Raw genomic sequence first — 24970 nt, forward strand, 5'->3', positions numbered from 1 at the left:
ATGTCGCTGGCAATGTCCGCTAAATTTCATGATTTTGATGTGTGGTGACTGGAACACACAGTAGATAGAAGTGACGAGTAACGCGAAAAACATCCGACTGCGGCCAGCCCCGCTACGACCGAACGCGATCCAGATCCGTGAGAAACGCCTCAAGTGCGGCCCGCGTCACGTGCGGCATACAGACGATCCGAAGATCGCCGTCGGCCGTGCGGGCGATCCGCCACTCCTCGTCGCGCAAAGCCTCAAACGTCGCCGGCGACAGCGACGCCGTCACCAGCGGCAGCGTCGGCTCGACGACCTTGATCCCGCGGGCGGCGAACTCGTCGGCCAGAAAGTCGGCGTTGGCCTGCTGCTCGCGGTACTGCTGGCGGTAGCCCGCTGGCCAGAGTTCGTCCATCGCGGCGACCGCGCCGGCGACGCCCGCGCCGCTGCGGGTGCCGGTGAGCGTCGCCTGCGAGGTGGTTTCCAGATACGGCGTGTCGACGGCGAGGGCGTCGACAGTCTCACGTTCGCGGGCGAGCAGGCCGCCAGCCGGAACCGGGGCTTGCCCAAATTTGTGCGGATCAATGGCCATCGAATCGATGGGCGCGTCGGCGAACGACCACTCGTAGTCGGTGAACGGGAGGATGAAGCCACCCCACGAGGCGTCGACGTGCATGCGTGCGTCCGCGTCGTGGGCGATGTCGGCCATCGCGGGAATCGGGTCGACGCGACCGTACTCGGTCGATCCGGCGACACCGATCACCAGCAGGGTGTCGTCGTCAACGGCCGCTGCGACGGCGTCGAGGTCGGCGCGGTAGTCGTCGTCGACCGGGACAGTTCGGAGTTCCACGCCGAGCATTTCGGCGGCCTTGGTCACGCTGAAATGGACGCTCGTCGGGGCGACGATGTTCGGGTCGCTCGCAGCGTCGCCGCCGGCCGTGTCGGCACCGTCGGCGAGATTGCGGGCGGCATGGACGGCCTGAATGTTGGCCTCGGTACCGCCGCTGGCGATGTAGCCGTAGGCGTCATCAAGGCCGGCGATCTCCCCCAGCTGATCGACGGCTTCAGTCTCTAAGTCGGCGACTGTCTGGTAGGTTGCAGGATCGCCGGGATTTGTCGCCAGAAACTCGACGGCAGCCTCGTGGGCGCGGGGATGTGGCTCGGTGCACATCGAGGACAGCACCCGGTCGAACTCCTGTGGCTTCCGCTGCCGTACGCGCTGCATTACCACCCCATAGCGGTGAAAGACGTTTAGCCGTTGTGTTCGATCCGGTAGTTCAGTATCGTCCATTTACATCCGCAGCAACGAGTTCAGACCTCGATGATCTCGTCATCATCGGCGGGCGGCACCGTGAGTGTGCCGTCAAGCGCGACGGCGGCCTCGCCGCCGACCCGAACCTGTTTGCGACCGCGGTCGTCGACGCCCACGTCGACCCGGACGATCCCGCCGCGGTCGACGAAATGACCCTGCTCAAACCGGAGGTCATCCGGCAACTCATCAAAAGCCTCGTAGGTGTCGAGATACGCGCCGCAGGCCCCGCTTGCGGTGCCGGTAACGGGATCCTCATCCACGCCAGCACCGGGGGCAAACATCCGGGCGTGCAGCGTCGATTCTGCGTCGAGTGTGTCGAAGGTAAAGGCGTAGATCCCGGTCGCGTCGTGCTCCTCGGCGATCGCTTCGATCGCCGCCAGATCCGGCTGAACGCCGCTGAGAGTTTCGAGAAAGTTGACCGGGACGATGAGGAAGGGGAGGCCGGTCGTCGCCCGCGCGATCGGGAGATCGGCACCGACATCTCGGAGGGTTGCTGGATCGACTCCAAGGGCGTCGGCCACCCGATCGTAGTCGACCTCGACGGTCTCGACCTCGGGCCGGGATTGAGTCATCCAGACGACACCGTTGTCTTGGAGTTCGATATCGAGGACGCCGACGTTCGTTTTCAGGGTGTGCGTACCGGGCTCGATCACCCCGTCGGCGGCCAGCAGCGCGTGGCTGGCGATCGTCGCGTGGCCACAGAGGTCTACCTCCTGGGTCGGCGTGAAATACCGGATTCGGCGATCAGCGTCGTCGGTCGTCGAGAGAAAGGCGGTTTCACTCGCCGACAGCTCGCGGGCGATCGCTTGCATCTGTGTCGCCGAGAGCCCATCGGCCTCGGGGACGACCCCCGCGGCGTTGCCGGCGAAGGGGTCGTCGGTGAAGGCATCGACGAGCAGCGTGCGGCGCGTGTCCATACCCACCCTACGGAACCAATGAGTTCAAACCCCGGGTTCCAGCCGGCGAACGGTTACCAACACTCCCGGTGGACGGCGTCGCCGGCGTCGGGCAGCACCGGGCCGGCAACGACGACCCGATCGCTGCCGCGCTCGAAGACTGTCGGCGACGGACAGACCATGTCGGCGTCCCGAAGTTCGCCGAACCGTTCCGCACTCGTTGCGTAGACGACCGCGCGCACGCCGGCGTGATACAGCCCGCCGGCACACATCGGACACGGCTCGGTCGAGGTGTACAACACGAGCTCTTCGGGACGCTCAAAGTCGGCGGCCGCCCGGCGGGCAAGCGTGAGTTCCGGATGAGTAGCCACGTCGGTTTCGGTGACAACGGCGTTTTTCGCCTCGGCGACGACGGTATCGTCCTGGACGAGCACCGAGCCAAATGGTTCGTCGCCGCGGTCGGCCGCCTCGCGGGCCAGCGTCAGCGCGCGGCGGATGTGGGCCTCATGGTCGAAGTCGGTAAACGGTGGCCCGGGGGTCGTCGCATCGAGATCGCTCGGATCGGCGACACGGATGACGGACATGCCAGGACAGACGACGGCGACAGCAATGGACGTTTGGGGATCGCTGAACACCTCCTGTGAGGAGACGTTTGGGAACCGCTGAACACCGCCTGCTGGGCTCACGAGTGTTTTATGTACCATGGCGGCCCACGCCGAGACGAGATGAGCGGCCCCCCAGCGGACTTCGATTGTACGATCACGAACTGGGAGTACATCTACGGGCTGTGTCGGGACGTGAGCACCGCGGTGAAGACGGCCGACTTCGAGCCGGATGTCGTCGTCGCCCTCGCCCGCGGCGGCTGGTTCGCCGGCCGGTGTCTCTGTGATTTCCTCGGGCTCGACGACCTGACGAGCCTGAAGATGGAACACTACGTCGGCGCGGCCGAGAAGGGCGCGGACGCGGAGATCCGCTACCCGCTCCCGGAGGGCAGCGTCGCCGACAAGGACGTGCTCATCATCGACGACATCGCCGACACCGGTGGCTCGATCAGCCGCGCCTACGAGTACGTGACCGATCGCGACGTTGGCGAGGTTCGCACCGCAACCCTCCAGCTGCTGGATACCAGTGAATTCGAACCCGATTTCGTCGGCGAACACCTCGCCGAGTGGACGTGGGTTGTCTACCCCTGGAACTTCATCGAGGATATGGTCGATCTGATCAGCGGTGTGATGGCCGACGCCGACGGCGAGACGTTCACCAGCGAGGAGATCCGGGCGGAACTCGCCGCTGTCCACGGGATCGACCGAATCGAAATGGAGATCGCCCAGCCCGACCGTCTCGATGAGGTGCTCGACGAGATGGTTCGTCGTGACGTGATCGAGTCGGTCGGCGATGACGAATGGATGCTCGTCAACGACGAGGCGTGACAAACGACGGGGATTCCCATGTTCGACGACAACCGCGACCGCTTAGTGAGTTGAGGGTGAGTCACAGCTATGGACGAAACGTCGCTGCCGACTGGCTGGCAGTGTTGGCACGAGGAGCGCGATCGGGTGATCCTCGCCTACCGGCCGGATGTCTTCGACTCGAAGGCGTTTCCCGCACCGTGCTTGCCGACGATCTACGTGACCAGCGGCTCGCCGCGGCGGCGACCCGGCGGCACCTCCACCGACCGCTGGCAGGTAACACTCTTCTTGGAGCCCGAGATCGAGGCTGCCAGCGAGAGCTACGCGGATCGGGCGGCCGCGATCGACGGCGCGATCAACCACGCCGGGCGGTTTGCCGCCGGCGAGATCGATTACAGAGCCCTGTATCAGGTGCCGCGAGAGGCCTACTTCGACCGACTCGATGAGCTGGTCGGCGAAAGCGGATAGCGGTCGATCGAGGGGAACGGTAATCTGGCTGGATCCTATAGGGACAGCCATGACAACCGTCACGCTGATCGGCGACCGCCTCGCCGAGGAGGGCCGGGAGTTCGTTTACGGGGGTGAAGCAGCGGGCTGTGAGGGCTGTCCCTACCGGAGCCAGTGTCTCAATCTTACCGAGGGGCGTCGCTACCGCGTGACCGCGATCCGCGACAACGCGCAACTGCTTGATTGTGCCATGCACGACAACGGGGTACGCGCCGTCGAGGTCGAACCCGCACCGGTACGCGCCAACGTCGCCTCCCGAGGGGCGTATGCGGGCAGCAAAGCCGAACTGGAGGGCCCCTGTCCGTACACCGAATGTCCGAGCCACGAGTTCTGCGTCCCTGACGGTGCCGACTTCGAGACGGAGTATCGCATCGCCGAGGTGATCGGGGAGCCACCACACGACTACTGTGAACTCGACCGTGAGCTTACGCTCGTCGAGTTCGAGGCCGAGGATTAATCCGCGTTCCACTCGGCGACCGTCCCGACCCGCTCGGAGCGGTAGCCAAAGATGTCGGCGTAGCCATAGGGAGAAAGCAACACCGGGTAGAAATCCGACTCGGCGTGGATGGCTTCGCCGTCGACAGCGGCGAAGGCGGTGCCCGCGGACACGAGGTCGAAGTTCTCGACGAACACCTCATACTCCGTCCCCTCGGCTTTCGGGATCGGCCCCTCGACCCGAAAGACAGGGATGGTCTCGGGGTCAGGCACCGAAAGCCGATCCATCGCATCAGCAAGCGGGAGCACCCCTGTTGCCGCCAAGAATGCCCGAACGAGTTCGTAGCCGTTTTTCGCGGCGTCGTCGGTGCCCTGAAGCCCGCATTCGACCTCGATGACGTTTGGGTATTTGATCAGCCGGCCATCGGTGTTGTCGTCGGTCTCGGTGATGACCGACACCGGAAGCTGCGGGACGATTTCGCGGGCGACCGTGTCGACGGCTTTGACCGCCCCGATCGGGTCGGCATACGACTGCGTTGAGTGTAACGCGAGCGTGGTGCAGTCTTCGATCTCAGCCAGTAGGTCGGCTGCGAGTCGGCGTTCGTGGGCGTCGGCAGCCGGATCGCCAGGAAAGACACGGTTGAGATCGGCCTCAAGATACCGCTGGCCGGCTTCGAGGGCTTCCTCGTTGGCAATGATCAGCTTGACCGGTCGCTGCACGGTCGGTTCCTCGGCAAGCAATCGTTTGATCGCCAGCGGGCCACAGGGCTCATCGCCGTGGATCCCGCCGATGACCGCGACCTCGGGAGTCCCCTCACCGAGCTCGTACACCTTCATTGGCGGTATCACGCCACCGAGCTATTTTATTTCCCCGATATCCGAGAGCCAGCGATCGGTAGATTACTCCAGTTCCTCGGCGTAGGCGTAGTCAGCCGGGTAGGCAGTCGAACGCTCGCCGTCGACGGTGAGCTGCCAACCCTCAACGAGCGCTGGCTCCCTTTGAGCCGCGTTGATCGTCGCTCGGATGTCGTCGACAGCGACGCCGTAGAAATCATCGGGAACGCCATGGAGGTACTGATCGGCCGTGCGAAACAACGACCGCATCCCCTCGTCGTCCTCGAAATCGACGTGTTTGTAGACGCCGGCGGCGACCTGCACCATCCCGTGGAGAAACGCGCTTTCGGTGGTGCCACTGCCGTAGTTGTACCACTCGTCCTCAAAGCAGTCGTGGGATTCGTGGTACGCCCCGTCGTTGAAGAGCCGAATCCCGTGTTCGACCGCCCGGCGGAGGGTGGCGTGTTCCCACTGCCGATCCGGTTGTCGCCAGCCGGTGGGGTTGCCGAGCGGCGGGGCAACACCTGGATCGCGGGTGTGATCGTCCATACTGCTGCTTTGCGGCCGACTGACAAAGGCGTGGCTGCTGGAGAAAACCGACGCGTTAAACAGGGCCGCGCTGGTACTGTCGCTCGCGTGCGAGGGTAGCCAAGCCGGGAAACGGCGGCGGACTCAAGATCCGCTCCTGTAGAGGTCCGTGGGTTCAAATCCCTCCCCTCGCATGTCTGCCGCGAGCATCACGCGAGCGGCTGACTGCGCAACGGGAGGATTTGAATCAGGGAGCGCGGGCGTGGCGCAACGCGCCACGCTGGCGAACGGGTGCTTCACGCCCGTGAGCGCGTCAGCGCGACCGTGGTTCAAATCCCTCCCCTCGCATCGCCGGGGTCACACCCGTGATGCGGAAGACCGCTCTTGGAGCGTTCTTCCCTCGCAAAACTTCTCGTCGCGCCCACCCGCCGAGCCACAGCACCGGCGAAGTGTCGGATATAACTGTCTTGGCACCCAACAGTCAGTATGTCATTTCGTAAACTTCTCGCTGGTACCGCAATCAGTGGCGGGGGCCTCGCCGGGGTCAATCGCTGGCTCCAGTCGACCGCAACCGACCTCCAGCCGCCGCTCAACGGCGACCACAACACCTACCGCTGGCGCGGGATGGATATTACCTACACCGAGGCCGGCGACCACGACGACCCGGATCTCATCTTGCTGCACGGGATCAACGCCGCCGGCTCAAGCGGGGAGTTCCGGGCTGTCTTCGATGCCCTCGCCGACGACTACCACATCATCGCACCCGACCTCCCCGGCTTCGGCTGCTCGGATCGCCCGCCGTTGCGGTACTCCGCGACCCTCTATACGGAGTTTGTCGGCGACTTTCTCGCTGAGTATGACGAACCGGCCGTGATCGCCTCGTCGTTGTCGGCGGCCTACACGCTGGACGCACTCACGAGTGACACGGATCTCGCGGTTCGTGAGTTGCTGTTGATCTGTCCGACCGCGATTGCCGGCCCAGAGCCTCCGAAAGAATGGATCCGAGAGTTGTTCCGACTGCCACTTGTTGGGACTGGACTGTTCAATCTCGTCGCCTCGAAACCTTCGATCCGGTATTTCAACGCCGACCACGGCTACTACGACATGGCGGCGGTGTCGGACGACTGGCTGGCCTACGAGTGGCAGACGACCCACCAGCCGGATGCCAAATTTGCGCCGGCGTCGTTCATCAGCGGTTTTCTCAACGCCGATCTCGATCTCGCCGACGCTGTCGCTTCCCTCGATACCGAACCAACGATCCTCTGGGGTCGTGAGGCCGAGATCACCCCGCTGTCACAGGGCCGAGAGCTGGCGGCCGAGGCGGACGTGCCGCTTGTTGTCTTTGATCGCAGCAAACTGCTACCGCACGTCGAATTTCCGGCGGAGTTCACCACACTCGTCGCCGACCAGTTTTCCGAGGCTGCTGACCGAACCGACTACTGATCGAGCTGCTCGGCCAGCAGTTGTTCGGCGTGGGGCTTGTTGTTCGCAAGCTCCCACCGGATTTGGGTTGGCTCGCCGACTGTGTCGGCTTCAGCAGTCTCGTGGAAGTTCGTTCCCTCACCGTAAGCCAGCAACTCTCGCAGCTCGTCGGGTAACGCCCCGATCCCGAAGCCGATCGTGTTGCCGTCGGCGTCGCCAACCTCATAGAGCGCGTACCGATCCGGCGCGTTGGGAACGATCGACCGGTCAAGCTCGCGCCACTGTTTGCGGAGGCTCATCTATCCAGCTCCGAGTCAGGAACGAACTCGTAGCTCTCCTCGCCCCAATCGTCTTCAACGAAAACAAAGACGCGTCCGCGAGCAGTTTCCGGGTCGGCTTCGATCGTCGTTCTGTGGTCGCCGGTTCGGCGTACCGTCACACCCGGGAAGACTTCCTCTGTGTCGCCGTCGTCTAAGAGAATCCGGCCGACGCCGGTGTCTTCAAGGATCTCATCGTGGGTTTTGAGATCGTTGACGTAGAGCATGACACCCTCTGTTTCAGTTGGGTCAGTGACAAGGAGATGCGTTTCTTTCCCTGGGTTCGTTGTGAGCGAGCCACTGACCTTTGTTGGGGCTCCCCGGTACATCGTCGTTCGGCCATCGGCGTAGGTGACGACGACGCCTTCCGGCCGGAGTTCGACGCCGAGTGTTCGGGGAGCAACGTCGCTGTGGACTGGCATTGTATTACTGTATAGGCTCTAAATAAAAAAGGTCGCTACTTGGAAGACTACGTCCAGTATCCGAGGATGTGGATCGCACCGGTCACAGCAGTTGCGACGGCTACATCGCGGCTGCGGATGCCGATGAGACTGAAGAGACCATTTCCGTCGTTACCCCCATCATTGTTGTTGCCGTTGTCATCTGTAGCTTCGTTGTTGTTTGGCTGTCCAATTTCGCTCGGATTTGATGTCGTTGCGTTTTCATTGCTAGTGATTACAGTTCCACTTTCAGGTTCCGCGACTGTAAGCTGGCCAGTCGCCGCATCATCTTCCGTACTAACGGTATATGTGTATTCTCCGACCGGAAGTGTGACAAATTTCTCTGAAAGATCAAGGGTGGTTGTCTGATTACTTTGCAAGATAGCAAACTCTTGGGTGATATTTTCACCGTCAATACTGAAGGTAATCGCTTTTCGTGCCGGAATACTTCCGTTGTTTCTGATTGTTGCAGAGATCGAATCAAGCGAGGCCCTCTGTTCAACGGTTGTCGTATTGGTGAGCGATTCGATTTCAAATGTCGCTGGGTTTTCGATATCATCGACAACTTCGACACCACGTTTGTCGATGACACGGTTCTCGACGAGCCGACCGCTTGTGTAGAATTCAATCTCGACACGCTGTCCAGGTTCAAGCTCCGAGAAGTCGGCCTCAGCAGTAAATCGACCATCCTCATCTATTTCGACATCTTCGACTGTAACCAATTGTTGATTTGGTCGCTGGCTTTCGATAAGTTGCAGAGTTACATCTGATCCTGGCGCAATGTTCGTACTTCCAAGAATTTGACCGTCAGATACCTGTGGAACGATAAGATCACCATCGGGCATCTGTCGGTCATATCTAACAGAGGGTTCCTGATAGAAGAAGGACGTATTAGCTACGACAGTGGTATCGCTATCGCCGAAGTATGGGTAATGTTCAATACCATCTTCTTCAGGAACAGCTGGATCGAACGTTTCCGGCTTTTGGCCTTTAATCAAAGAGTAATCTTTGTAAGCGTAGCTTTCGCCCGGTGGCGACTCATAAGCGATTTCGAACTCAAGCAGGTCACCATCTTCAGGACGACCGGTGAAGGGATCGGATCCGCGAGTGTCAATTATCATGTAGAAACCACCGATTTCTGGCTCCGTTCCGATTCGGCTCTCGTTTTCCCACTGGTCTGCGGTGTCATCTGGAAGGACGTAGAGATCGCTACTGGCACTGTTGGCAAACTGCAATCCGGTACCAGGATGGTTAGGATCATCTAGTATTCGGTCTTTCAATTCGATTCGAACACCTTCAGGGTCTTCTCGGAGTGTGGCGAAATTGTTGTTCGAAATATCACCCGGCTGCTCGGCTGAAACCTCAATACCCTCATTGACGGCCGGATTTGTGTGCTCAACGACAGACCCGAACATACCGCTAGTTTGCACCTCAACAAGGAGCCGGTCTCCCTCAGTAATCGTGTCACGCTCACTCGCCTGATCAAGTAGTGATCCGATATCTGCCTGTGTGAGTGTTCGTGATTCCGGATCTGAGCTAAATCGATCGATAGTGTTGGCTGGGGCTGGGGGAAGAACGTACGTGTTCACGTCTTTGACCTCAGGCTGTGTGAGAACAATATTTGACCGATCAACCGGATGACGGAGGTCGGGAATCACACCATCCCGAATCATCACAGTTCCGCTCCCACCCGCAACAAGACGATACCGATCGGCTTGTAACGGCGCATGTCTTGGTGATAGACCAACTCTCTCTCTAAACTCAGCGAGGGAGGTTGCAACTTCATTGCCATTCCCGTTCTCAAAAGAGACATCCTCAAACACGGTTCCGCTCAGGTCATTGTTTACGTCGTCACTCGCGTTGAAATCGTGTGCGTAGCTAGTAATCTGGGTTGACTGATCACTACCACTGGGGAAGTAAACTTGTCTGCCAGCAGGCGGATCAGTACCAACAAGACGCGTATTTACAGTGAACGTCGCTTGATCAGTTCCCTGGACATGGAGTATATCGAGATAATTCTGTAGGTTTCCTTCATCGGCATCACGATCACCGCCAATCAGAATGTAGGCCTCGTCAAGGTCACCCTCTGGTGGGGCCGTCAACGAAAGCTCAATTTGGACGAAGTCACCTGCTGGAGAACGGTACTCGTCTTCGGAGAACTCCCCGTCTTCGCTGTTGAACACGTTTGCAACGTTGATTGACCCGGTCGCCTGGCGTCTGGGCGTCGCAAGCCTGATCGTATACTGTGCATCATCTACCGAGCTACGGTCAGGCATCTCAAATGAGAATTCCCTGGTGCTATCACTATTTTCGGGAACAGGGATGCTTTGTTCATAAATTGTTTCTCCATCTCCGGCCACGTCAAGAGAGAGCGTATCAAAACGGTGTGTACCTGAATAGGTGTAGTTGACAGTCACCGTGTCATCAGATTGGGCCAATTCTGGCGTTACTGAATTAATTTCGAGCACGTTACCGGTGAACAGATTCGGATCGTTGAGTGTGGCGGTCGTCTCGCGTCTGGGCGTTGCAAGCCTGATGCTGTACTCCTCGGTAAGTGTGGTACCCTCAGGCATGTCGAATGAAACCTGTCCGGGAGACGCATCAACAGAGACATTTTGCGTGTAGATGGCTTCCCCGCCGTCGGTTAGAGCGAGCGAAATTGTGTCGAAGTCATCATTCGCATACGTGTAGTCGACAGTGACAGTCTCGCCCGATTGGGCCGTTCGTGGGGTCACAGAATCAATGCGAAGTACATTGTGTGTGAGATTGAGATTGAAATCATTGATTTTGGTGTCATCCGATTGGAATTTTACAGTGTCATCTACAGGCTGAAATGTTTCCGCTTCGACCGTAACCGTTCGGCTGCCTCCCGGAGCTTGGATACTGTAGTTTCCATCAGGCCCCGTCTGATCAGTTATAGCACCGTTAGTTAACCCAGTCCACTCGCTAGGATCAACAGCGACAGAGACAGTCGCACCCTGGACAGGCGGACCGCCGTCCGCAACCCTGATTGTTCCGTTTACCCTTCCGATAGTATTCTCTAATGTAATATCGACAGCCCCCGGAACAGTTGCTGGTTCTCGTACGTCTTGGAATCCATCCTGGTCGACCACAAGATCAAAATCCTCGTCAGTCGTTGGAACCGCAATGTTATACATACTATTCTCATTCGACGTTGTTTCCACACGGAGATTATCAGATTCTTCAATCAGATTTTGATCGGGATGATCTTCGACTCTGATTGGCACAGTTTGATTTGTCGCTTTGTGCAACGGTCGAGGGCCTCCAAACCCGGGAAATTCTACACTAACTTCGCCGGTGACCACTTCGGTCGTTCGGTTCGGAACAAGCGTATCAACAGTAGTAGTTTCTCCTGTTGTCACCACCACGTCCGTCTGCGTTGTCCTTTCGTAGTCAGCAGAATCGACTGAAATATTGACGAGCCCGACGTTGACAGAGGCTTGGAATGATCCATCGCTTTCCGTTTGTGTGACCTGCTGACCATCAACAAAAATATCCGCCCCCTCAATCCCCTCGCCGGCTGCATTCTCAACGTCTCCCTTGATTGTACCAGCCGCTTGCGCGGTTGCTGTGCCGGACATGGCCACCACGGCAAGCAGTGTGATTCCCACCACAAGGATTGCAGCACGGTGAGTCAGTTTTCTGGCTTCAGGACTCATCAGGGTTATACTGTGAACACGTATGCAGTAGCAGCCTATTAAACGTAGCGGGCTCCAATCTCACCACTGATAATGGGTAGCAACAATTATACCAGTAGGTCATAATGTCATAGCTATATGTCGACAGCTCACAAAATAGCGATCACAGCCGTAGTACTGTTCGTAGCACTATCGACCGCTCCGGCGGCAGCGGCCGCCGATGTCGGCCCTAACGACCTCAGTAAGTGGGATGAAGTATTCAATGAGACTGACGGGGATCAAGACTTTAGCGGTAGTAATGTAGATGCATTCGATAAGCTATATATTAATGAAACAGGAGAGGAAATACGGTTTGCAGTACAAGTGGACAGTGGAACGGGATTTGATGAGAATAACAACGCTCTGCAGGTGTATATTGATGCAGATGGGGAAACAGGAATAACTAGTGAGGCAGGCAGTGATACAGGCACCCCTTCCTGGGCAGATTTCTATGATGGGTTGGGTGCCATGAACGCTGAATACCGGATTTCAAAAAGTAGCGGGTTCAGTGCGAAGATCCAAGAACACGATACAGATGTGATATTCAATAATATTGGTGATGCTAGATATGAAAACGCCGCTAACACGTATAGATTCGGAATAGATAAAGCCACAATCAATGATCCAGAAGAGCTTGATGTGAAATTCGCGTACGCGAAGGATCCCGCAGCCACAAGTCCAGATGAATTCGCGTGGGCACCATCAAATCCGATCAGAGTCAATGATGAAGGTTCGGCAGCAACAGCGTCAGTTGAGGTTAGAGCCAACTTTGGACGGAGTGATTTCGACGACGGGGCCTCTGCTGAGTTCACGCTCACGGATGATGGTGAGGAAATAGTTAGCCAACCCGTTGAAGATCTCAGCAGTCAATCGGTAACTGAATCATTAAGTGTCAGTCCAAATGATTTCGATGGCACCGTCAACGCATCAGTGACGGTAAATGGCGATGGAAACTACTCATTTGAGCGTGACGTAGACAACACAGTAGAAATTGCGACAAGTGGTCTCAGTGGAGGAAACACTTACGATAAAAATGCAATTAATATATCAATTATTGAACCAACAGTCAACTTTGATAATGGAAACATAGCTGACGGGGCGACGGTTGATTTCACCCTCACGGATGAAGATGGAAAAGAAACCGATAGACCAGTAGCTGCCACAGCTCCGCTAACTGAAACGTTTACTGTCAATCCCGACAATTTTAACGGTACAAACAGTGAGCTTACTGTTGATGTAACCGGGGATAGTGATTTTCCATATAATGAGACGAAATCGGTGATTGTAGATCCAAGTGATGAACAAGAATACACATTCAATGCTAGTGAGATAGGACACAAGGTTACGTTAGAGCCTGTTCCAGGTAATGGTACCCGGGAAATTACTGATACTAATGAGTTCACAATCGGGGTTGAGGCCGAGAGCTTTGATGAGAATGGAGGAAAAGACATCTACAGCATTGTACATGTTATTGACTTCGATTCGGAAAATCTGAAAAACGATATCGATAATATATCAACAGATCTAAATAATAATAATGCAATCGTAAGTGAATCAACAGTGAATGATGGCACAGTTACAATTGTAATAAGTGACGATAATGATGGTTCACCGATCGTAGACAATAGCAGTGGATCTGTGGGTCTATACAATGTTACGTTTGAGTTTGCGGATGGTCTTCAAGATAACCTTGACCAAGGGGATAACGTAACACAATTTAAGCCGACGACCAGCGACGAGACGGTACTATATGGGAGTAGTACAGATACTGAACTCAACTACAAATCATCATCTTCCAGTCTTGTAAAGGTGGATAACGACCAGATTAGGATTACAGAAGCTGAAATCACCCCTCTCTCAGAGTACGGTAATATGGTAGGATTCACCAGTAGATTTGAGATCTCCGTTGACACTAATGAAGGTGACCTAGGAGATATCACGCTAAACGGCAACAGTTCTTCTAGCGGCCCAATAGATTGTGACGGAGAGTCCACGTGTACTAAAACGGTTAAATACACACCAACCAAAAACACCGCTGTAACAGGTGAAGGAAATTATGACGAAAACTATGAGTTCGAAGTTGTTATCGAAGATAATGATGGTGCTACACTCAAGACGATAACTCAAGAGGATATTGACCAAGATGGAAATGGCATCACAGGTGACCTCAACGCCAAGGTGTACAAAAAGTATGACTTCAATGCTAATGGCACAGAAGATGGTATAGACGCAGGCGATGTGAGAAGTGCGATACGGGAACTCGGTGAAGGAAACGGAGAACCGTGGGACGAAAGCCAAGGCGATCTGGCTCGTCTTGATGTCACCGGTGATGGAGAGATCAGTATTACGGATATCACCACACTCGTTGACAAACTATAGTTGGAATTAGATCAAAATCTTATTTTATGCGATATCATAACGCTGCTGTTGCTGTGCTACTCACTGCGGCAGTATTCGCTGGGTCAGTATTATACCCCTTTGGTGTTGCTGGCCAGTCGGCTGGAGAAATGCGGGTAGACGTAGTTTCCGGCGAAACAGAGCTTGCACAGGGAGAAACGACAACAATCGAGATCAACTATCAGGCCCCAGCCGGCCAAACCCCGGACACGGTAGGGTTTGATCTTGAATACGATCCTGATGTGTTATCAATTACTGAGGAGGATGTCAGTTCAGGCGGGTATATCGACAATAGTATATCCAATAAGAATGTCTCAAATGGGGTTGTTGAATTCACGGAATTCTCATTTGATCCGGATAACCCGAGCGTAAATCCAGGCGAGCCAGTCGCCACAATCGAGGTGGAACTCGCAGAGGGAGTGGATGAAGGTACTCAGACCGATCTTGAGTTTACCGATGTAACCATCTTCCCAGAGGATATCGGAACCCCCGAAACGGTTGGTACAACCATTACAGCAGCAAGCGGAACCCAGACGACCCCAGACTACAACGTCAAGATTCACAATCCAACGCTTTCTCAAACACCCGTTGATGAGACACCGAGTGATCACACACTCAATTTTGACGTAGTCAACGTGAGTGCAGACAACGAGACAGATAATTTCACGGTAACGCTTCCCGAAGAAGTGACTGTTGAGGATATTACTGAGACGACAGTCACTGATGCGAGTGGCGAATCAATCGCTGTGTCTGATGACCCAGCAGATGACGACAACCCAGGGCGAGAACTCAGTTTCGCTGTCAATCCAAACTCCCAAGAAACAACAGTAAAAACCCTGACTGTCGAGGTTGAGATGGAATTGTCAGCCACACCTTGATACGATCGAACTGGCTATCGGTGCCGGGAATGCACATCAAAAACATAACATGCGGTGAACATAGTTGTACGACGAACTGACAACCATGAGCAAGATCACTGTTCGTCGATCGACGTTCGTACTGATAGCCGTCGTGCTGCTGTTTGGGGGAACAATGTGCGCAACGAGCGTCAGCGCACAGTCAGCAGATGGAGAAATCGCAGTTTCACCGACCGAGGTATCGCTTGCACAGGGAGAATCACAGACAATAGCAGTTACATACGAAAGAGTATCAGATGCAACCCCACAGGGAATCGAGTACACAGTTGCGTATGATCCTGCTGTGATCTCGGTGACTAATCAAGAACAGGGATCATATCTGGGCGGTGATGCGCTTATAAATAATGTTTCAAGCCCCGGCGAGGTTGAATACGCCGAGGTAGCACTTGATGGAGATAGCGTCGAAACAGCCAATGGAACGGTTGCAACAATCACTGTCGAGGCTGCGAGTGATGTTGATGACGGGGCAACAACGCCGCTCGAACTCACTACCGCAAAAGCGTCTGAGGGGTCAACCGAATTCACGATAACAACCACCAATGGAACAGTTGAAGCAGAAGTTCCAACGCAGGAAGAGGGTTCTACGGACACCGATTCCGATGGTGAAGAGACGACAGACGGGGATTCAGATAGTGAAGAGACGACAGACGAGGATGCAGATAGTGAAGAAACTACAGAGGAGAACGCAGATACTGAAGAGACCAGAGACGATACAGAAAATGACAGTAATAGAACGGAGAAGGTAGACAATTCAACCGCCGAAAAGGAAACCAGAACAGAAGCAGAGTTGAACGAGACAGTCGACACTGAAACAAGTAGCTCAACTGCGTCTGAACAATCAGCTAATGATAGCTCTACAGGAGATGGTACCCCCTCGGAAGACGATACCAGCGGTTCGATCCCTGGATTTGGGGTCAAACTGTCACTGATCGCAGTTCTGGCAATAAGTTATATTGTCGGCCGAAAAACACACTGAGAGACACACAATATTACAAATATACAGACATTTATCATGCATATCCACCATTAACAGGTTTCATTTAGAAATGAAAGCGTTGATATGTCAAACCAGCAATTTCGAACTAATAAAACATGCCGGCGTGTGATAACTGTGGCGCCGAGGTCGACGAGTCAGCCACATTCTGTCCACACTGTGGTGAGCCACAGGACTCCGACACCAAGCAAAAGGTGATCATCGGCCGGGTGAGCTACGCTGTTGGGTTCGTGATCATCGTCGCCGGACTCTCGGTGCTCCCCGGGAATCTCGGCGGGATTCCGGTTGTGCTCGGTGGTATCCAGCTATTCCCGCCGAGTCGACAACTCCTCGGCCGTGTATTCGGCCGGCCCCCGAAAGTCTGGGCGAACGCCGTCTTCGCACTCCTGTTTGTCCTCATCGGTGCCCTCCTCATCTACCTGCTGTAGGGCATGCTCACAACCACCGAACACCGACCCTGTTATCGCCGTCGGAACAGCACCACCGTCAGTAGCGAAAGCACCGTCATGATCCCCCCGACGCCGGTCGGCCCGACCATTCCCGTTGAGTCCTCGTCGGTCGAACTCCCATCATCACCGGACACAGACTCCGGGCTCGTTTCCGGCTCGGGGGCGACGACGGTGAGCGTCCCGGTCGCCGACTCGCCGCCGGCACCGACCGCATAGCGTTTGTCACCCGGCTCTTCGGGCGCGGTAAACGTCGTGGTGATATTCGTCGACTCGCCACCGGCCAACGATGTTTCGACCGTATGTTGCTCACCGGCAAGGTCGAACGTCACCGTTTGGGTGTCGCTGCCGGGCCACTCGTTGGCGATCGTTGCCGACATCGTCACCGATTGGCCAGGGTCAACACGCTGTGGGAGCCGCAGTTGGGTGACGTTGAACGGCCCTGTTTCGACAGCCCCAGTTGACAGCGAGGCGGTATCCCGAACACCGGTATCAGTCGCTTCGACCACGACCGCCTCCGGCAGTTGCTGCAGGCCGCCGAAATCAGGCCGGAGCGAGCCATCCGAGAACCCACGCAAGACGATCGTCTCCTCGTCAGCGTAGACCTCGTAGCTCTCGGCACCACGGGTGAACGGTCGGCGGTCATCGAAGGGGCCGTTTTGATTCCGGAGGAACCGATCGTCCATGAACGCGGTCTCCAGTTGGGTGTAGTTGAGGTTCGGACTGGTCACGTTGACGTTGTAGCGAAGCCGGTTGGATCGCACCTCAAGCTCCCGATCGGAGCCGACCGCACTCGGCTCGCTTGGGGCCCACTCAACGGTCAGCGTCTGGATGAGCACCTCAAACGGCGTGGCTGATTCGATCGGCACAGTTCCGTTGACACGGCCGTCCTGGAACGTCAGCGCGGTATCTCGCTGGTCGCCGGGGAGAAGGACGTAGGTGCCGTTGAGCTCGGTCGTCGAGAGGGTCTCAGTCTCCTTGTCGAGCTCCACCTCTCGAACGAGACCACCGAGTTCGTTGTCATCAGGGTCGTACTTGCGCAGATGGATCGTTTCAACGGTCGTTCGGTTCGTCGCGTTGGCAAGCTCGCCGGTAACGTTTCCGAGACCAAGTTCCTGCCCCTGCCAGTAGACACCACCATCGGTGAGCGTGGCGTCGGCTGTGCTCTCGGCGTCGTCAACATCGTAAACGGCAGCGGTGTCCGCACCCTCTACTGCGGCGGCCGCCGAGCCGGCGGTGAGGCTCACCGCGGCAAGGAACACCGCAATCAGCACCGCCACCCGCACCATACGTGCCATCGGAGTCACCAACCGGGCTGTTGTTCCGGGCTGGTTGCGCGAACGGTGCGACGAACATTGCACATATTTACCAGTTCGGTGCTGATCGTATATAATCGCTGTCCTGCCGAACGGGCAGAACCGCCACACCTTTGATCGCTGCACCCACCCATCCCGGTATGAACGGCGTCGCAACCGCACCCGGTGCCGGCACCGTGCTCAACGCGTTGGCGACCGGGCAGGGCTCGGCGTTCGCCATCGATGTCGAGACGACGGCGACCGTCGAACTCGCGGCCGACGCTGAAACGGTGACCGGCGAGATCGCTGGCGCGCCCGACGCCGACACCCGCCTGATCGAACGCTGTGTCGAGCGCGTCGTCGATCGCTTCGGCGACGGCGAGGGCGGCACGGTCGCCACCGACAGCGAGGTGCCGATGGCCGCCGGACTCAAGAGTTCGAGTGCGGCCGCCAACGCGACCGTGTTGGCGACGCTTGACGCGCTCGGTGTCGACGTTGTTGCCGGCGACAATGTCGCTGCTGGCGACAGCGACGACGCAACCGCTGGCGACGCGATCACGAAACTCGGTGCCTGCCGGATCGGTGTCGAGGCTGCCCGCGATGTCGGCGTCACGATCACCGGCGCGTTCGACGATGCCAGCGCGAGCATGCTCGGTGGCGTCGTCGTCACCGACAACACCGCCGACGAACTGCTCGCCCGCGAAACCCGCGAGTGGGCCGTCCTCGTCTGGACACCGCCGGAGCGCGCCTACAGCGCGGACGCCGACGTTGATCGCTGTGAGAACGTCGCCGAGATGGCTGATCTCGTCGCCGAGTTGGCCCTCGACGGCCGGTTCGGCGAGGCGATGACGGTCAACGGGCTGGCGTACTCGGCCGCGCTGGATTTCGACACCGACCCGGCCGTCGAGGCGATGTCGCACTGCCACGGCGTCTCGCTGTCAGGCACCGGCCCGAGCGTCGTCGCCGTCGGCGACGAGGCGTCGCTGGCGACAGTCCGCGAGCTGTGGGCCGACCGAGACGGCACGCTGATCGAGACGACGACCCGACCGACTGGAGCATCCATCCAATGAGTACGAACACCGAACCCGACGAGATGAGCCTGGAGGAACTGCGCGCAGAGATCGAATCGATCGATCGGGAGATCGTCGAGCTGATCGCCCGCCGCACCTACGTCGCCGAGACGATCGCTGATGTCAAAGCCGAACGCGACCTCCCGACGACCGACGAAAGTCAGGAGGATGCGGTGATGGAACGCGCTGGCGACAATGCAGCTAAGTTCGATCTCGATTCCAACCTCGTGAAGACGGTGTTTCGACTGTTGATCGAGTTGAACAAGGTCGAACAGCGCGAAAGCCGGTAACCCAGAACACCGGAACACACAATATTCTGTGTGACCATAGGTTTCTGTATGCCCAGTATCACGGTCAATGTCGATGATGACCTCAAAGACCGGATGGAGCAACATCCGGAGATCAACTGGAGCGAGGTTACGCGCCAAGCCATTCAGGAGAAAATCGAGACACTCGATGTAATGGCCGAACTCACGTCCGGCAGCGAACTCACCGAAAGCGACGTGGCGGAAATCGCCGACCGGATCAACGAAAGCGCGCACGACCGCGTTGACCCTGAGTCCGAATAGGACGAATGGAACTGGTCGTTGCTGCCTATTCGACAACCGACGTGATCGACACTTTTGAGACGCACTGACGATCCGACGAGTGATGCGATCAGGCAATCCGCTCCCGGATCGTCGCCTGCTTCAACAGCAGAAAGCCGGCGAAGATGACGACGAAGCCGGCAACCGCGGCGATGTCGAGTGATTCGCCGAGTACGAGCCATCCCGACAGGGCGGCGAACACGGGGACGGCATACGAGACGAGGTTGATCTCGATGGCTCCGAGGCGGTCGAGCAGATCGAAGTAGACCACGTAGCCGACCGCGCTGGCGAAGACGGCGAGATAGACCACCGTTAGGATCGCCGCTGGCGTGACGGTGACATCGCCGACTGACTCTGCGGGGAGACCGGCACTCATCGCATGCAACAACAGCGCGCCCAGCGCGGTCGACCACGCAACCATCCCTTCGGTGCCGATGTCGCTGTCGACACGCTGGACGAGGACGCTGCCGAGGGCGACACAGGCCGCCGCCAGCAGGACGAATGCCGGCGAAAGGAGGTCGTCAGCGAGTGACCCTGCGGACTCGGGGAGGGCGACCAACCCGACGCCGAGAAAGCCAAGCAGGAGTCCCACTGTTTCGATTCCGCCAAGTCGTTCCTGCGGGAGCAATACCCGTGAGAAGCCAGTCGCTAAGATCGGGTTCATCGCGATGAGGATGGCGGCGACGCCGCTGGTGACGCCCTGCTGGCCGATGAACAGGAAGGCGTTGTAGAGCGCGATGATGAGCGTCGCACCGACGCCGACGACCACCCAGTCGTCGCGGCTTCGCGGTCGCCACTCACCGGTCGTCGCGGCCACGTAGCCGAGCAGCAACACGGCGGTCACGTCGTACCGCACCGCCGCGAACAACACCGGCGGCATGAATTCGAGGCCGACTTTGATCGCCATGAACGAGGTGCCCCAGAGAAACGACAACAGGAGGAACAGCCCGCCGTCGCGTGTGGTGCTCACAGTCGGGCTTTGGCGAGGGGAATGATAAATGAGTTGCAGCGAGCCTGTGGGCAGGGCCGTCGCTTCGGCTGGCGAGCTTAGTACTCCCAGAGTCGCTCGATCCGGTCGTCGATCTCGGGATGGGCGGCCTGCAGGGACTCAACATCGGTCTCGCCGTCGATGTTGATAACGTGCACCTCGCCGCGGTTGCCATCGTACTCATCCTGAAAGTCGTAGACGACGCCGACGGCCGTCACAGCATCCGGCACATCGGTACTGTGACGGAGGTGCTCGATCTGGCGGTCAACGTTGTACTCGACAAGTCGGTTGATTTCTGCTTCTCGCGAGAGGCCGTCAGGCAGCCGCTCGATACCCGGCGCGAGGTGGGGTTTCAGCAGATCGAGACAGTGTTCGATGCCGGCCGGCTCGTCGAGGCCGCTGGTCAGATCCTCGTAGGCGGCGGTGACCGCACCACAGCCGGTGTGGCCGACGACAACGGCGGTCTCGGTGCCGGTATGCGCAAGCGGGTAGAGCACGTCGCCGGAGACGACAGACCCCTCCTCCGTCTGCTGGATGACCCGGTTGCCGATGTTGCCGCAGGTAAAGAGAGCCCCCGGTTCGGTGTTGTCCCACATCGCATCTTGCAGAACACGCGAATCCGAACAGCAGACGGTAACCGCCTGTGGGGCCTGCCCATCCTGCAGATCGTCGAAGCGGTCGTCGAACGCCGCGGCGTGTGCGGCGTTGCCCGCCAACAACTCCCTGACGAACTGATCCATACCGTACCAAATACGAACCGCTCTATATAGCTTGATACTCGCCGGTGTCAGCCGGATCTCACATCAGAACTCGCGGTTCGATTTCGAGGCCAGATCCGTCGGATCGGTGTCGATCCCGCCGCAGCCGACGAACTCGTAGTCGTCATCGACGAGCCGAACCACGCCATCCTCGACGGCGAGATCGACCTCGCTGAGGTACGCGCCCTCGCAGGGCCCGAAGTTGCAGAACCCTGTGTCAGACTCGAAGTACGCGCCGTGATTGGTGCAGATGATCTCCCCGTTGCGCATCTCCGCGCCGGCACCCTTGTCGAGTTTGATATGCCGGAAATGCTGGCAGTAGTTGAGCCAGCCGACGACGCCCTCCTCGTCCCGCAACATGATCGCCTCCCTGATCTCACCGGATTCTCGGTCAGGGCTCTCTCGAAGGTCGGCGTCGGTCGGCCGCACGCGGAACAGGAAGGTGGTGTCCGTCGGCACGTCGGCGACCGGCACGATACCTCCGTCAGCACTCATTGCCAGCCGCTAACGACCCCGGGGGTTTAATCCTACAGTTCCCGGCAGCGATCAGTCGTAGTGGGCGCGGTCGATGCGGGCGTCGAACAGCCGCGAGAGCAGCGTCGTGACCGGCCCCGCAGTCGTCGACTCCGCGGTCTCGTTGTTGCTGTCGTCGCCACCGCCGCCACTATCAGCGTCGTCGCCGATCCGAATCCCATCGACGACCTCTACGGGCCGGATTTCCCACGTCGAATTAGTGAGGAAGACCTCGTCGGCGTTGCGGATCTCGTCGGGCGTGTACTGGCCGTCCTCGACTGGAATCCCTTCTTCGTCGGCGATATCGAGGACGACTCGGCGGGTGATTCCCGGCAGCACTGGGCCGTCGAGACTCGGCGTGCGGAGCGCGTTGTCGCGGACGAAAAACAGGTTACTCGTCGCACCCTCGGCGACGTGGCCGTCGCCGTCGACCATGATCGCCTCGTCAGCGTCAGAAACCCGGAGTTCGAGGCGTGCGAGGATGCCGTTGAGATAGTTGTGCGTTTTCGCTCGCGCCGGAATCGCGTTGTCTGGGACGCGCTTGGTTTTGACCGTCTGGAGCGTCGCCGGCCCATCCCAGGCTGGCTGGCCGTCGCTGCCGCCGCGGGGTAGGGGTTTGACGATAACGACGACCGTGGGATCAACCGTTTCGTCGGGCGTGAGCTTGCCGGGCTGGACGCCCCGGGTGATCGACAGCCGGACGTAGGCCTCGCTGAGATCGTTGGCGGCGAGCGTGTCCTCGATCCGCCGGTAGAGGTCGTCGTCGCCGATGCCGTGCTCCAGTTCGAGCACATCGCAGGTTTCCCGAAGGCGACTCATATGCGCATCCCACGCGAAGACCTCGCCGCCGTAGGCGCGCATCGTCTCGAAGGCGGCGTCGCCGTAGCGAAAGCCACGGTCGTCGACACTGACGCTGGCCGCCTCGGCCGGCACCAACTCGCCGTCGACGTGATAGACGAGGCCGTCGGTCTCAGTCATCGGTGCCCTCACAGAGTGCGACGAAGTTTTCGATCATTCCCTTGCCGTCGTCTGTCAGAATGCTTTCGGGGTGGAACTGGACGCCGAACTGCGGCCGTTCGCGGTGGCGGACGCCCATCACGATCTCGCGGTCGTCGGCCGTGTGAGCGGTTTCAACGAGATCGTCCGGGAGATCGCCGCGTTCGACACACAGCGAGTGATACCGCCCGACGCTGAGTTCGCTGTTGAGGCCCGCGAACAGCCCCTCGCCGTCGTGGGTGATCGTCGAGGACTTCCCGTGGACGACGCTCGGGGCGTGGCCGACGCGGGAGCCGCGGGCTGCACACATCGCCTGGTGGCCGAGACAGACGCCGAGGATCGGGCGCTCGAAGTCGAAGACCTCCATCGAGACACCGGCGGACTGCGGCGTTCCCGGGCCAGGCGAGAGGACGATCCCGTCGGGGTCGATCCCGCGGATACCGTCGGGGTCGACGGCGTCGTTGCGCCGAACGGCCACCGCGCCGGCGAACTCGCCGACGTACTGGACGAGGTTGTAGACGAAGGAATCGTAGTTGTCGACGACGAGCACGCGCGGGCCGTCGGCGACATTGCCGTCGATGAGCCCGGCCGTCGCTGGCGGCGCGTCCGTGCTCATGTCGCCACCTCCGCGCTCGGTTCCACCGCGCTCATTGCGCGGCCTCCTCGACGGTCAGCCGGCTGTCGGCGAGCGCGTCGTCGATGGCGGTCACGAGCGCGCGGCCTTTCGCCAGCGTCTCCTCGTACTCGGTCGCCGGATCCGAATCGTGGACGATGCCGGCTCCGACCCGGAGGTAATACCGGTCGCGGTGCCGCGTCAGCGTGCGGATGATGATGTTGAGCGTCGCGCGGCCGTCGAAGCCGAAGGCGGCCACACTCCCCGTGTAGGGGCCGCGCCGGGTCGCTTCGAGTTCGTCGATAATCTCCATCGTCTTCGGCTTCGGCGCGCCGGTGACGGTGCCACCAGGGAACATCGCGGCGACAGCGTCGGCCAGCGAGCGATCCGCCCGCAGGCGGCCCTCGACTTCGGAGACGAGATGCATAACCTCGGCGTAGCGGTCGATCCGGCGGTACTCGCTCACTTCGACGGAACCAAAATCGCTCACCTTGCCGAGGTCGTTGCGTTCGAGATCGACCAGCATCGCGTGCTCGGCGCGTTCCTTCTCGTCGCCACGCAGGTCGGCTTCGAGGGCGTCGTCAGTTGTCGCCGTCGAGCCGCGCGGCCGGGTGCCGGCGATGGGTTCGGTTCGCAGGCGGTCGCCCTCGCGTTCCAGCAGGAGTTCCGGGCTCGCGCTCACGAGATCGATCCCGCTCCAGCGGTCGTCGCCGCGACCGGAAAACTCGATCAGCCCCGAGTACGGCGCGGGGTTGACCTCGCGGAGTGCGTCGTAGGCGGCGACGGGATGGACGGCTGCGGGCGCGGTCAGCCGTTGTGAGAGATTCGTCTGGAAAGTGTCGCCGTCGCGGATGTAGGCCTTCACCTGTCGGACGCGGTCAGCAAAAGCGGCCTCGCTGGTGTCACCGGAAAACTCGGCGTCAGCAACGTCGACCGGCGGCTGACCGATGTCAGGGTCGCCCTCGCGGGCTTCCGTCGCCAGCGACGACGCGCGTTCGATAGCCGTCTCGTAGATGTCGTCGACAGCGTCGGCGTCCGCTGCTTCTGGGAGACGCGGACAACAGGTGATTCGCAACGCAGTGTCATCATCGTGCGGCTCGGGCCACGCGGCCACGCAGTCGTAGACACCGACCTGGAGTCGCGGCAATCCGCGGTCGTCGACCGCGTCGCCGTCGAGGGTTTCGAGTTCGCGGGCGATATCGTAGGAGAGCCAGCCGAACGCGCCACAGGGGTAGGGCACCTCACAGTCGCCCCGGTAGAGGGTTTCGCCGTCGAGCAGGCCGGCGAGGGCGGCAAGCGACGGCGTCTCGCGCTGGTAGTCGCCGCCGGCTACGCGTTCGGTGTCGGCAACGACGGCATCGGGATTGACCGTCAGTCGCTCGATCGGCTCGACCGCAAAATAGCCCCACCCGGACTGCCCGCCGGTCGTTTCGAAAAAGACGCCGCCGGGGCCATCGCGGGCCCGCCGGTAGGCCGCAAACGGATCAGCGACCGACAGCCGGAGTTCGACCGGGATGCGCGCCCCCGGCGGGGCGTCGGCCGCCAGCGAGCGGAACGCCGCCCGCTCGGTGACGACAGTCGGCGAGTGCATATACACCTCCTGTCGTCGACAGCGG

The 24970-nt window shown here is 59.0% G+C and carries 26 protein-coding genes and 1 tRNA gene; 12 read left to right on the forward strand and 15 right to left on the reverse strand.

The annotated features are described in order from the left end of the window. Positions 1–112: 112 nt before the first annotated feature. The 3 genes from mfnA to HKK80_RS02750 all read right to left on the reverse strand — a co-directional run bounded on the left by mfnA (position 113) and on the right by HKK80_RS02750 (position 2894). Positions 113–1207, reverse strand: a complete 1095-nt coding sequence (gene mfnA, locus HKK80_RS02740; protein WP_411798083.1) for a tyrosine decarboxylase MfnA — start codon at positions 1205–1207, stop codon at positions 113–115. Positions 1208–1293: 86 nt separating this feature from the next. After that, on the reverse strand, positions 1294–2211 hold the full coding sequence (locus HKK80_RS02745) for a PhzF family phenazine biosynthesis protein (RefSeq protein WP_411798084.1): 918 nt from the start codon (positions 2209–2211) through the stop codon (positions 1294–1296). 53 nt (positions 2212–2264) lie between these two features. After that, positions 2265–2894 carry a nucleoside deaminase gene (locus HKK80_RS02750; RefSeq protein ID WP_411798085.1) on the reverse strand — a complete coding sequence of 210 codons (630 nt, stop codon included), beginning with the start codon at positions 2892–2894 and terminating at the stop codon, positions 2265–2267. Between the two features lie 21 nt (positions 2895–2915). On the opposite strand from HKK80_RS02750, the gene HKK80_RS02755 reads away from it, so the two are divergent. The 3 genes from HKK80_RS02755 to HKK80_RS02765 all read left to right on the forward strand — a co-directional run bounded on the left by HKK80_RS02755 (position 2916) and on the right by HKK80_RS02765 (position 4563). Continuing rightward, complete coding sequence (locus HKK80_RS02755; protein WP_411798086.1) at positions 2916–3620, forward strand: phosphoribosyltransferase; 705 nt, start codon at positions 2916–2918, stop codon at positions 3618–3620. Positions 3621–3689: 69 nt separating this feature from the next. Further along, complete coding sequence (locus tag HKK80_RS02760) at positions 3690–4067, forward strand: DUF5820 family protein (RefSeq protein ID WP_411798087.1); 378 nt, start codon at positions 3690–3692, stop codon at positions 4065–4067. Between the two features lie 49 nt (positions 4068–4116). Then, positions 4117–4563, forward strand: coding sequence for a UPF0179 family protein (locus tag HKK80_RS02765; RefSeq protein WP_411798088.1), 447 nt, complete (start codon positions 4117–4119; stop codon positions 4561–4563). Here HKK80_RS02765 and HKK80_RS02770 read toward each other — a convergent pair. Together HKK80_RS02770 and HKK80_RS02775 are read right to left on the reverse strand one after the other, a co-directional pair. Then, on the reverse strand, positions 4560–5378 hold the full coding sequence (locus HKK80_RS02770; RefSeq protein WP_411798089.1) for a succinylglutamate desuccinylase/aspartoacylase family protein: 819 nt from the start codon (positions 5376–5378) through the stop codon (positions 4560–4562). The two genes, HKK80_RS02765 and HKK80_RS02770, sit on opposite strands and share 4 nt — an antisense overlap. A gap of 63 nt (positions 5379–5441) precedes the next feature. After that, a complete protein-coding gene (locus HKK80_RS02775; RefSeq protein ID WP_411798090.1) occupies positions 5442–5924 on the reverse strand; it encodes a DUF309 domain-containing protein in 483 nt (160 codons plus the stop codon). Between the two features lie 89 nt (positions 5925–6013). Between HKK80_RS02775 and HKK80_RS02780 the strand changes: the two genes are divergently transcribed. Together HKK80_RS02780 and HKK80_RS02785 are read left to right on the forward strand one after the other, a co-directional pair. Beyond that, positions 6014–6097, forward strand: a tRNA-Leu gene (locus HKK80_RS02780). A gap of 292 nt (positions 6098–6389) precedes the next feature. Next, a complete protein-coding gene (locus HKK80_RS02785) occupies positions 6390–7346 on the forward strand; it encodes an alpha/beta fold hydrolase (RefSeq protein WP_411798091.1) in 957 nt (318 codons plus the stop codon). On the opposite strand, the gene HKK80_RS02790 is transcribed toward HKK80_RS02785, so the two are convergent. From HKK80_RS02790 to HKK80_RS02800, 3 genes are read right to left on the reverse strand one after another with little or no spacing between them, the layout of a single operon-like run. Beyond that, positions 7340–7624: a hypothetical protein gene (locus tag HKK80_RS02790; protein WP_411798092.1), complete on the reverse strand. Its 285-nt coding sequence runs from the start codon at positions 7622–7624 to the stop codon at positions 7340–7342. The genes HKK80_RS02785 and HKK80_RS02790 overlap by 7 nt on opposite strands. After that, positions 7621–8064 (reverse strand): DUF5796 family protein, encoded by a 444-nt coding sequence (locus HKK80_RS02795; protein ID WP_411798093.1) that lies wholly within the window; start codon positions 8062–8064, stop codon positions 7621–7623. The genes HKK80_RS02790 and HKK80_RS02795 overlap by 4 nt, the downstream gene beginning before the upstream one ends. Before the next feature lie 47 nt (positions 8065–8111). Then, a complete protein-coding gene (locus tag HKK80_RS02800) occupies positions 8112–11762 on the reverse strand; it encodes a carboxypeptidase regulatory-like domain-containing protein (RefSeq protein ID WP_411798094.1) in 3651 nt (1216 codons plus the stop codon). Positions 11763–11879: 117 nt separating this feature from the next. On the opposite strand from HKK80_RS02800, the gene HKK80_RS02805 reads away from it, so the two are divergent. From HKK80_RS02805 to HKK80_RS02820, 4 genes are all read left to right on the forward strand, one after another. After that, positions 11880–14159: a hypothetical protein gene (locus HKK80_RS02805; RefSeq protein ID WP_411798095.1), complete on the forward strand. Its 2280-nt coding sequence runs from the start codon at positions 11880–11882 to the stop codon at positions 14157–14159. A gap of 53 nt (positions 14160–14212) precedes the next feature. Beyond that, positions 14213–15055, forward strand: a complete 843-nt coding sequence (locus HKK80_RS02810; RefSeq protein WP_411798096.1) for a hypothetical protein — start codon at positions 14213–14215, stop codon at positions 15053–15055. Positions 15056–15140: 85 nt separating this feature from the next. Beyond that, complete coding sequence (locus tag HKK80_RS02815; protein ID WP_411798097.1) at positions 15141–16070, forward strand: cohesin domain-containing protein; 930 nt, start codon at positions 15141–15143, stop codon at positions 16068–16070. 116 nt (positions 16071–16186) lie between these two features. After that, positions 16187–16516, forward strand: coding sequence for a zinc ribbon domain-containing protein (locus tag HKK80_RS02820; RefSeq protein ID WP_411798098.1), 330 nt, complete (start codon positions 16187–16189; stop codon positions 16514–16516). Positions 16517–16548: 32 nt separating this feature from the next. Here HKK80_RS02820 and HKK80_RS02825 read toward each other — a convergent pair whose 3' ends face one another. Beyond that, positions 16549–17823 carry a hypothetical protein gene (locus tag HKK80_RS02825; RefSeq protein WP_411798099.1) on the reverse strand — a complete coding sequence of 425 codons (1275 nt, stop codon included), beginning with the start codon at positions 17821–17823 and terminating at the stop codon, positions 16549–16551. A gap of 167 nt (positions 17824–17990) precedes the next feature. On the opposite strand from HKK80_RS02825, the gene HKK80_RS02830 reads away from it, so the two are divergent. From HKK80_RS02830 to HKK80_RS02840, 3 genes are read left to right on the forward strand one after another with little or no spacing between them, the layout of a single operon-like run. Then, the gene (locus HKK80_RS02830) at positions 17991–18899 is read left to right on the forward strand and encodes a shikimate kinase (RefSeq protein WP_411798100.1); all 909 of its coding nucleotides are present in this window, start codon (positions 17991–17993) and stop codon (positions 18897–18899) included. Next, positions 18896–19189: a chorismate mutase gene (locus tag HKK80_RS02835; protein WP_411798101.1), complete on the forward strand. Its 294-nt coding sequence runs from the start codon at positions 18896–18898 to the stop codon at positions 19187–19189. The genes HKK80_RS02830 and HKK80_RS02835 overlap by 4 nt, the downstream gene beginning before the upstream one ends. A 48-nt stretch (positions 19190–19237) precedes the next feature. Continuing rightward, on the forward strand, positions 19238–19468 hold the full coding sequence (locus HKK80_RS02840; RefSeq protein ID WP_411798102.1) for a hypothetical protein: 231 nt from the start codon (positions 19238–19240) through the stop codon (positions 19466–19468). A gap of 88 nt (positions 19469–19556) precedes the next feature. On the opposite strand, the gene HKK80_RS02845 is transcribed toward HKK80_RS02840, so the two are convergent. The 6 genes from HKK80_RS02845 to HKK80_RS02870 all read right to left on the reverse strand — a co-directional run bounded on the left by HKK80_RS02845 (position 19557) and on the right by HKK80_RS02870 (position 24945). Next, positions 19557–20456, reverse strand: coding sequence for a DMT family transporter (locus HKK80_RS02845; RefSeq protein WP_411798103.1), 900 nt, complete (start codon positions 20454–20456; stop codon positions 19557–19559). A gap of 77 nt (positions 20457–20533) precedes the next feature. Then, positions 20534–21214, reverse strand: a complete 681-nt coding sequence (locus HKK80_RS02850; protein WP_411798104.1) for a carbonic anhydrase — start codon at positions 21212–21214, stop codon at positions 20534–20536. Positions 21215–21277: 63 nt separating this feature from the next. Next, positions 21278–21727, reverse strand: coding sequence for a Rieske (2Fe-2S) protein (locus HKK80_RS02855; RefSeq protein ID WP_411798105.1), 450 nt, complete (start codon positions 21725–21727; stop codon positions 21278–21280). Positions 21728–21778: 51 nt separating this feature from the next. After that, on the reverse strand, positions 21779–22723 hold the full coding sequence (locus tag HKK80_RS02860; RefSeq protein ID WP_411798106.1) for an aminotransferase class IV: 945 nt from the start codon (positions 22721–22723) through the stop codon (positions 21779–21781). Next, on the reverse strand, positions 22716–23357 hold the full coding sequence (locus HKK80_RS02865) for an anthranilate synthase component II (protein ID WP_411798107.1): 642 nt from the start codon (positions 23355–23357) through the stop codon (positions 22716–22718). Before HKK80_RS02865 ends, HKK80_RS02860 begins: the two co-directional genes overlap by 8 nt. Positions 23358–23388: 31 nt before the next feature. Further along, positions 23389–24945, reverse strand: coding sequence for an anthranilate synthase component I family protein (locus tag HKK80_RS02870; protein WP_411798108.1), 1557 nt, complete (start codon positions 24943–24945; stop codon positions 23389–23391). Positions 24946–24970 lie beyond the last annotated feature (25 nt).

It is taken from the genome of Halonotius sp. F2-221B (genome assembly GCF_046719765.1).
GTDB lineage: Archaea > Halobacteriota > Halobacteria > Halobacteriales > Haloferacaceae > Halonotius.

Bases quoted from the DNA above. Each gene is read 5' to 3' on its own strand.
- HKK80_RS02830 (WP_411798100.1), top strand. From the start codon at position 17,991: ATGAACGGCGTCGCAACCGCACCCGGTGCCGGCACCGTGCTCAACGCG.
- HKK80_RS02870 (WP_411798108.1), bottom strand. From the start codon at position 24,945: ATGCACTCGCCGACTGTCGTCACCGAGCGGGCGGCGTTCCGCTCGCTG.
- HKK80_RS02840 (WP_411798102.1), top strand. From the start codon at position 19,238: ATGCCCAGTATCACGGTCAATGTCGATGATGACCTCAAAGACCGGATG.
- HKK80_RS02820 (WP_411798098.1), top strand. From the start codon at position 16,187: ATGCCGGCGTGTGATAACTGTGGCGCCGAGGTCGACGAGTCAGCCACA.
- HKK80_RS02750 (WP_411798085.1), bottom strand. From the start codon at position 2,894: ATGGTACATAAAACACTCGTGAGCCCAGCAGGCGGTGTTCAGCGGTTC.
- HKK80_RS02860 (WP_411798106.1), bottom strand. From the start codon at position 22,723: ATGACTGAGACCGACGGCCTCGTCTATCACGTCGACGGCGAGTTGGTG.
- HKK80_RS02770 (WP_411798089.1), bottom strand. From the start codon at position 5,378: ATGAAGGTGTACGAGCTCGGTGAGGGGACTCCCGAGGTCGCGGTCATC.
- HKK80_RS02850 (WP_411798104.1), bottom strand. From the start codon at position 21,214: ATGGATCAGTTCGTCAGGGAGTTGTTGGCGGGCAACGCCGCACACGCC.
- HKK80_RS02755 (WP_411798086.1), top strand. From the start codon at position 2,916: ATGAGCGGCCCCCCAGCGGACTTCGATTGTACGATCACGAACTGGGAG.
- HKK80_RS02795 (WP_411798093.1), bottom strand. From the start codon at position 8,064: ATGCCAGTCCACAGCGACGTTGCTCCCCGAACACTCGGCGTCGAACTC.
- HKK80_RS02855 (WP_411798105.1), bottom strand. From the start codon at position 21,727: ATGAGTGCTGACGGAGGTATCGTGCCGGTCGCCGACGTGCCGACGGAC.
- HKK80_RS02825 (WP_411798099.1), bottom strand. From the start codon at position 17,823: ATGGTGCGGGTGGCGGTGCTGATTGCGGTGTTCCTTGCCGCGGTGAGC.
- HKK80_RS02765 (WP_411798088.1), top strand. From the start codon at position 4,117: ATGACAACCGTCACGCTGATCGGCGACCGCCTCGCCGAGGAGGGCCGG.
- mfnA (WP_411798083.1), bottom strand. From the start codon at position 1,207: ATGCAGCGCGTACGGCAGCGGAAGCCACAGGAGTTCGACCGGGTGCTG.
- HKK80_RS02790 (WP_411798092.1), bottom strand. From the start codon at position 7,624: ATGAGCCTCCGCAAACAGTGGCGCGAGCTTGACCGGTCGATCGTTCCC.
- HKK80_RS02835 (WP_411798101.1), top strand. From the start codon at position 18,896: ATGAGTACGAACACCGAACCCGACGAGATGAGCCTGGAGGAACTGCGC.
- HKK80_RS02805 (WP_411798095.1), top strand. From the start codon at position 11,880: ATGTCGACAGCTCACAAAATAGCGATCACAGCCGTAGTACTGTTCGTA.
- HKK80_RS02785 (WP_411798091.1), top strand. From the start codon at position 6,390: ATGTCATTTCGTAAACTTCTCGCTGGTACCGCAATCAGTGGCGGGGGC.
- HKK80_RS02745 (WP_411798084.1), bottom strand. From the start codon at position 2,211: ATGGACACGCGCCGCACGCTGCTCGTCGATGCCTTCACCGACGACCCC.
- HKK80_RS02775 (WP_411798090.1), bottom strand. From the start codon at position 5,924: ATGGACGATCACACCCGCGATCCAGGTGTTGCCCCGCCGCTCGGCAAC.
- HKK80_RS02760 (WP_411798087.1), top strand. From the start codon at position 3,690: ATGGACGAAACGTCGCTGCCGACTGGCTGGCAGTGTTGGCACGAGGAG.
- HKK80_RS02865 (WP_411798107.1), bottom strand. From the start codon at position 23,357: ATGAGCACGGACGCGCCGCCAGCGACGGCCGGGCTCATCGACGGCAAT.
- HKK80_RS02800 (WP_411798094.1), bottom strand. From the start codon at position 11,762: ATGAGTCCTGAAGCCAGAAAACTGACTCACCGTGCTGCAATCCTTGTG.
- HKK80_RS02815 (WP_411798097.1), top strand. From the start codon at position 15,141: ATGAGCAAGATCACTGTTCGTCGATCGACGTTCGTACTGATAGCCGTC.